The sequence below is a fragment of the Chryseobacterium sp. KLBC 52 genome, from assembly GCF_003347605.1.
Lineage (GTDB): Bacteria > Bacteroidota > Bacteroidia > Flavobacteriales > Weeksellaceae > Chryseobacterium.
The window spans coordinates 137161-143390 of sequence record NZ_QDFZ01000015.1 but is presented as its reverse complement, the minus strand read 5'-3'; the positions used below and the strand labels follow the sequence as shown (position 1 = coordinate 143390).

The 6230-nt window shown below is 35.8% G+C and carries 6 protein-coding genes; all 6 read right to left on the bottom strand.

Annotated features, from left to right (window positions below; translation table 11 throughout):
* Positions 1 to 405: 405 nt before the first annotated feature.
* The 6 genes from DDF69_RS16460 to bamA all read right to left on the bottom strand — a co-directional run bounded on the left by DDF69_RS16460 (position 406) and on the right by bamA (position 6227).
* Positions 406 to 1086, bottom strand: coding sequence for a hypothetical protein (locus tag DDF69_RS16460; RefSeq protein WP_114821728.1), 681 nt, complete (start codon positions 1084 to 1086; stop codon positions 406 to 408).
* A gap of 10 nt (positions 1087 to 1096) precedes the next feature.
* Positions 1097 to 1957: a dTDP-4-dehydrorhamnose reductase gene (rfbD, locus tag DDF69_RS16455; RefSeq protein ID WP_114821727.1), complete on the bottom strand. Its 861-nt coding sequence runs from the start codon at positions 1955 to 1957 to the stop codon at positions 1097 to 1099.
* Between the two features lie 47 nt (positions 1958 to 2004).
* Positions 2005 to 2490 (bottom strand): acyl-CoA thioesterase, encoded by a 486-nt coding sequence (locus DDF69_RS16450; RefSeq protein ID WP_062675928.1) that lies wholly within the window; start codon positions 2488 to 2490, stop codon positions 2005 to 2007.
* Positions 2491 to 2560: 70 nt separating this feature from the next.
* Positions 2561 to 3064 carry an OmpH family outer membrane protein gene (locus DDF69_RS16445; RefSeq protein WP_105684212.1) on the bottom strand — a complete coding sequence of 168 codons (504 nt, stop codon included), beginning with the start codon at positions 3062 to 3064 and terminating at the stop codon, positions 2561 to 2563.
* Positions 3065 to 3129: 65 nt separating this feature from the next.
* A complete protein-coding gene (locus tag DDF69_RS16440) occupies positions 3130 to 3684 on the bottom strand; it encodes an OmpH family outer membrane protein (RefSeq protein ID WP_079244001.1) in 555 nt (184 codons plus the stop codon).
* Between the two features lie 8 nt (positions 3685 to 3692).
* A complete protein-coding gene (gene bamA, locus DDF69_RS16435; protein WP_114821726.1) occupies positions 3693 to 6227 on the bottom strand; it encodes an outer membrane protein assembly factor BamA in 2535 nt (844 codons plus the stop codon).
* Positions 6228 to 6230: the final 3 nt, after the last annotated feature.

The window sequence follows — 6230 nt, the reverse complement described above, 5'->3', positions numbered from 1 at the left end:
GGCAGGGTGAAAAATTTTAAACATTTGTTTGGAGGGTTGGATGAGAGCGTGGGAGGGTTGGAGAGGGTGAGAGGGGTGCGGGATGCGGGGTTTTGGGGGTGTGGAAGGATGAAAATAAGGTATAAATAATAATAAGGTTTAGGTTTGAATTGAAATTAAATGGAGGGGTTGTCTTTATTAAATGGGATTCCTTCAGATAAACTCAGGATTATAAACCGTTTCTATTGATACATATAACATATAATAAGATAAGAAGAAATTTCCAATAAAACCTGTACAAAGTGTAACTGGAAATACATTTGTGATAAAGTCGGGGGATAAAGATTATAAAAAGAACGGGCTGCAGCCCGTTCCTATTGTTGATTTATATAGGGCAAAACCTACAATTGTTTATATAGACTGCTTCTAAGGTTTGCTTTCTTTGTAGATTACACTCAAAAATTCTGCATAAGATTTCTCCAGACCAATAATATCGCCTGATTTTAGATTTAACCCTCCTACTCCTGAGTTGTCTGATTTTACTTTTAGAGAAGAAACCTGAAAATAAAGGTTATCATCATTAGCTTTCGGTTGAACTTTCACCGTAGAGCCTAAAAGTTTTTTGGTTGAGATGGTATAGATTTCTCCCGGGACAATTTTTAATTTTAAAAAAGATCTGGGAGAGATTGTATAGTCTCTACGGTTGATGTTGATCTTTTGATCTTTTTCAGAAGAGGCAAAAATATACATCTCACCATGCTTAGCTGCTAATTTTTCTTTGGGTGTATAATATAAAGCGATTTTATAATTGGCAGCATTGAATGCCTGAGGTGTACCATCCACATTTTCGAAAGGTTTTAATTCGAATGTATTGGCACCAATCTCTTTTGCTTTTTTATATACCAGAGAAAATACGAGTGCATCATCTTTTGAAAATCCCTGTACTTCTACTTCTCCTAAATAAATAGCATCCGTGGCAGCGGTCTCTTTTCTGAACAAAAATTTATCTGAGTTGTCATTTGTCTTTTCAACTCTGGTCATATAAACATTTTGTGCGCTCCACAGCTGGATACATAACACGGAAAAGAGGATTGCAATATTCTTCATATGTATAGTATTAGTGTGAAAGGATATCAACGCATTCTTCAAGACTGTTTTCCCAATGTTTGGGTTCTATTTTGTAAACTTCCTCTATTTTGTCTAAAGACATGGTACTTCTTACAGGTCTTTTGGCAGGAGTCGGGTACTGCTCGGTTGTTAAAGGATTTAATTTTATTGATGACTTTGAAAATTCAGCAATTTTTCTGGCAAATTCAAACCAGGTTGTCTCCGGATAGTTTGAGAAGTGGAAAATTCCATAAGTTTTCTGTGGAGCTTCAATAATCCTCATCATAGCTTCTGCCAGATCATTTGCGTTAGTAGGCTGTCCAAACTGATCAGCAACGATTCCCAACTCTTCTTTTTGAGAGAAAAGGTTTAACATTGTTTTCACAAAGTTCTTATTAAATTCAGAATACAGCCATGAAGTTCTCAGAATGATTGTTTTTGGATTGATTTCCAGCGCAAGCTCCTCTCCTTCTCTTTTTGATGCGCCATATACTCCTATCGGGTTTGTAAAGTCATCTTCAGCGTATGGAAGATTTGTGGTACCGTCAAAAACATAATCTGTAGAAACATGGATCAGAACGGATTTATAATCTGCACATGCCTGAGCAAGATGAGCCACTCCATCAGCATTTACGGCAAAGGCTTTTTCTTTCTCCTTTTCTGCCAGATCAACTGCGGTATATGCAGAAGCATTGATGCAATAATCAGGTTTGTTATCATAAAAGAAATCATTCACCTGCTCTTCATTGGTAACATCTAAAGTGGATGAATCTGTAAATAAGAATTCATACAGATGTTCAAAATCCGGGGCAATCTTTTTTATGCAGTTTCCTAATTGTCCGTTACTCCCTATTACTGCTATTTTTTTCATTTGTTTATTATTAATTTTTAAATTGGAACCTTCAATAAGAAATGGGGTTAAGAGTTCTTGGCATTCTGAGATCTTAAGAACTTCACTCTTGACTGGAAGTCTTTCTGGATAAGATCTACATAGAATTTATCAAAAATTTCTTTGATATCTTCGGGATGAACTTCCGATTTTCTTGTCTTGACATTAAAGTAAATAACGGTTACCCAAAGTACAGCATGAATCGTTTTTTCATCAAGGCTTTTCATCAGAATTTCAACTTTTGCCGTTCTATCCTGTACATCGATGGTCTTGCTGCTGATCACTACCTGTGTATTATATCTTACTTCTTTCAGATAGGCGATTTCATTTTGAATAGCAATCCAGGTACAGCCGGTTTGTTTGGTATATTCTTCATAAGTAAATCCATAAAATGTTTCTACATGATCTTCTCTGGCATTGAACATATACTCGAGATATTTTACATTATTCAAATGTCCGATCGGATCACAGTCGCTGAACCTAACTTTGACTGTAGTTGATACTTCTTTTTCCATTCCGCAAAAATAAAAAAACCACCTCTAAAAGAGGTGGTTAGTTTTATAAATCTTTGTTAATTTGCTGAAATTATTGAATTCCTAATTCTTTCTTCACAGCTGCTGTTGCGTCTGGTCCTGCTTTATAAAGAAATGCTGTTGAGTTTGCATCCATAATATAATCATAACCATTAGCTTTAGCTACTTTTTCTACTGCATCATTTAGCTTTTTCTCGATAGGACCGAAAGCTACATCTTGTTTAGCTTGAAGATCTTTTTGAGCTTTGTCCTGCATTTGCTGGATTTCTTCAGCTAATTTTTTCATTTCTGCTTCTCTTGCTGTGTTTTCGTCAGCTGTTTTCTTAGGAGCTTCAGTTTGATATTGCTGATATTTAGTTTGAGCTGCGTCAGCTTTTTTCTTAATCTCAGCTTGTTTAGTATCTAAGAATGTTTTAAGATCAGCATCTGCTTTCTTTTTCTCCGGCATTGCGTTAAGAACTCCCATTACATCTAAAGTAGCAATTTTTTGAGCTTTTGCCATACCTACAGATACAACCATCATTACTGCTGCAAATAATACACTTAATTTTTTCATAACTGGTAAATAAATAATTTAATTTGTTTTTAGATTTTAAAATATAGCAAAAGTTAATTCTCTTATTATTTTTTGCCTTTGCTATTTGTTTTTTCCTTCTTGTCTGTTCCTTTTAATAAAATAGATAATACTTTTTCAGTATAATCATATTTTGACTGAAGGAAAATAACACTAATGTTATTGCTTTTATCAAGAACTATGCCCAAGCCATTTTTTTCGGACATTGTTTTGATGGCTCCCCAGATCTGATCCTGAAAAGGTTGAACAAGATTTGTTCTCAGTTTTGTAATTTCACCGTTAGCGCCAAAACGTAAACTTGTTGTTGTTTTAATATTTTTATCAAGATCGGTAACTTCTTTTTCTCTAAGCTTAAGCTGGTCACCAATCAATAAAACTTTTTCACTTTCAAAAGCAGCCTTTTTTCTTTCATATTCAGACTGAAGGCTTTGAAGTTCAGACTCCCAGGTATCGATCTGAGAATTTAATCTTGCTTCAGCTTCTTTATACTGTGGTAATTTATTTAAAATTTCATTAGTATCCACTACTCCGATTTTCTGGGCATTGTTCAACCCGAAAAGCAAGAGTAATGCGAATGTGAAAATTATTTTAAAGTGCTTCATATCTGTAATTATAATGTTTGGTTCATCAAGAAGTGGTTTCTCCATCCAGACTTATCACCTGAAATTGTCTTATCAAGACCTAGTGCAAAGTCGAATCCGATTAATCCAAATGCTCCCATATAAACTCTTACCCCAACTCCGACTGATCTTTTTAATTGGAACGGGCTGTAAGAACTCCATGAATTCCATACGTTACCTCCTTCAGCAAATGTCAAAGCGTAGATTTTTGCAGTCTGGCTCATTGAGATCGGGTATCTCAGTTCCAAAGTAAATCTGTTATAGATTGTACCTCCTCCTTTCTGTGTAATATCTTCTCCCTGACCTCCTTCTGTAGTGGCATTTTCATAACCTCTCAGAGGGATCAATTCTCTACCGTCATAACGACCTCCGAAAAGACCTGTACCTCCCATATAGAATCTTTCAAATGGCGGAGCACCTAACTGGCTGTTATATCCGTCCATGAATCCCATTTCTGCAGAAGATCTCAAGACAAGTTTTCCAATGATTTCATTGTAAACATCTGCTTTGAACTTGATTTTATAGAATTCCATCCACTTGTATTTGTCAATAGGTGACATTGTGGAGTAATCTTTCTTCTTGAACAATGAGTATGGAGGAGTCAGTTTTGCTGAAAGCTCAATATTGGATCCCATTGTTGGGAAAATCGGGTCAATACCTGCTGAGTTTCTGCTCAGTCCTAAGTTGATACTGAAGTTATTCGCAGTACCGTTATTTTCTGTGGTATCTCCAAACTGGAATGGATAGTTCTTGAAGTCATACTTCTGGAACTGTAAACCAGTATAAAGAGAGAAATAGTCATCCGGCCAGTTCAATAGTCTGTTTAATCCTACTGAAGCAGAGAAGATGTTCAATTTCTGGGCTTCTCCATATTGATCTGTATATCTAACTCTTGAGTTATTCAAACTTACAGAAAGTGCTGTTGGTCTTGTACCAAATAGCCAAGGTTCTGAGAATGATACTCCATAGTTCTGGAAATACTGTCCTGCCTGCACCTGAATAGAGAACGTTTGTCCGTCTCCCTGAGGTACGGGTTTGAAATCTTTAAACTTAAGGAAATTCTTTAATGAGAAGTTATTAAAGGTTAATCCTAAAGTACCGATAAAGCTGTTACCACCGTAACCTGCCTGTAACTGAACCTGTGAAGATCCTTTTTCTACAAGCTTCCAGTTGATATCTACAGTATTGTCCACCTGATTTGGCTGGATATCCTGTCCCACCTGCTGCGGGTCAAAGAATGACATTCCTGCTAAATCGAAATAGGTTCTCTTAATTTCTGTTTTCTTGAATAGCTCACCCGGTTTTGTTCTAAGTGCTCTAAGAATTACATGGTCATGGGTTGTAGTATTCCCTTGCCATGTTACTTTATTCCAGGTAGCCTGTTCTCCTTCATTAATTCTGACTTCAAGATTTACGGCATCTCCTGACACAGATTTCTCAACCGGTGTTACATTCGAGAAAAGATAACCGTTGTTCATATAAACAGACTTAATATCTGAATCATCTTCTTTACCTCCGTCTTCACCAACTTTTTTGTTGAAACCTACTGCATCGTAAATATCCCCTTTCTTGTATCCTAATAATCTCTGTAAATATTCTGTAGAGTATACTGTATTACCCGTGAATGTAACATCCCCGATATAATATTTTTTACCCTCGCTAAGTTTTACATTGATTTCGTAGTTATTTCTTTTGTTTCTCCATACTGAATCTGAAACAATTTTAGCGTCTCTGTATCCAAGGGAGTTGTAATAACTGATAAGACTTTGTTTGTCTTCCTGATATTTATCTTCAATGAATTTTGAGGACTTCAATATTCCGCCGATACCGAAACGTTTTTGCTTTGTTTCTTTAAAAGCTTTATTTCTAAGCTTTCTATCGGTTACATTATCGTTTCCTTCAAATTCAATATGATCAATTTTAATTCTTTTACCCTTATCTACATTAATTGTCCAGTCTACCAATGCGGGATCTCCAGCATTTACTTTATCCTGGATAGTTATTTTAGCATCTGCAAAACCTTTTTTGATGTAGTCTTTAGGGACATTGGTTTTAAGGCTTGAAATTAAGTTCTGCGTAATCTTAGTTCCTGGTTTAAGGTTGTTATCCTTTGCCAGTTTTTCACTTTTAGATTTACCAATACCTTTTCCTGAAAATTTAACTTCTCCAAGTTCTTTCAGATCCTGCAGGTAAAATTTCAGAACGATTGTTTGTCCTTCAATGCTTTGAACATAAACTTCCACTTCAGAAAAAGATTGGGTGTCCCAAAGTTTTTTTACAGCATTGCTGATTTTCTGTCCTGGAATGTCTACACTTTCTCCTTTTGTAAGGCCCGTAAATCTTAAGATCTGAGCGGGTGTATATTTTTTTACCCCATCTACAACGATGTCTTTAAGTGTATAAGTTCCTGCCTCATTTTCTGCATGTACAGCATTATTTACTTTTGTGCTGTCTTGTGGAGTTACTTGTCCATAAAAATGTGCAGAAGCAGCAAACATAATGATGGGTAATAGTCTAAACTTCATTTT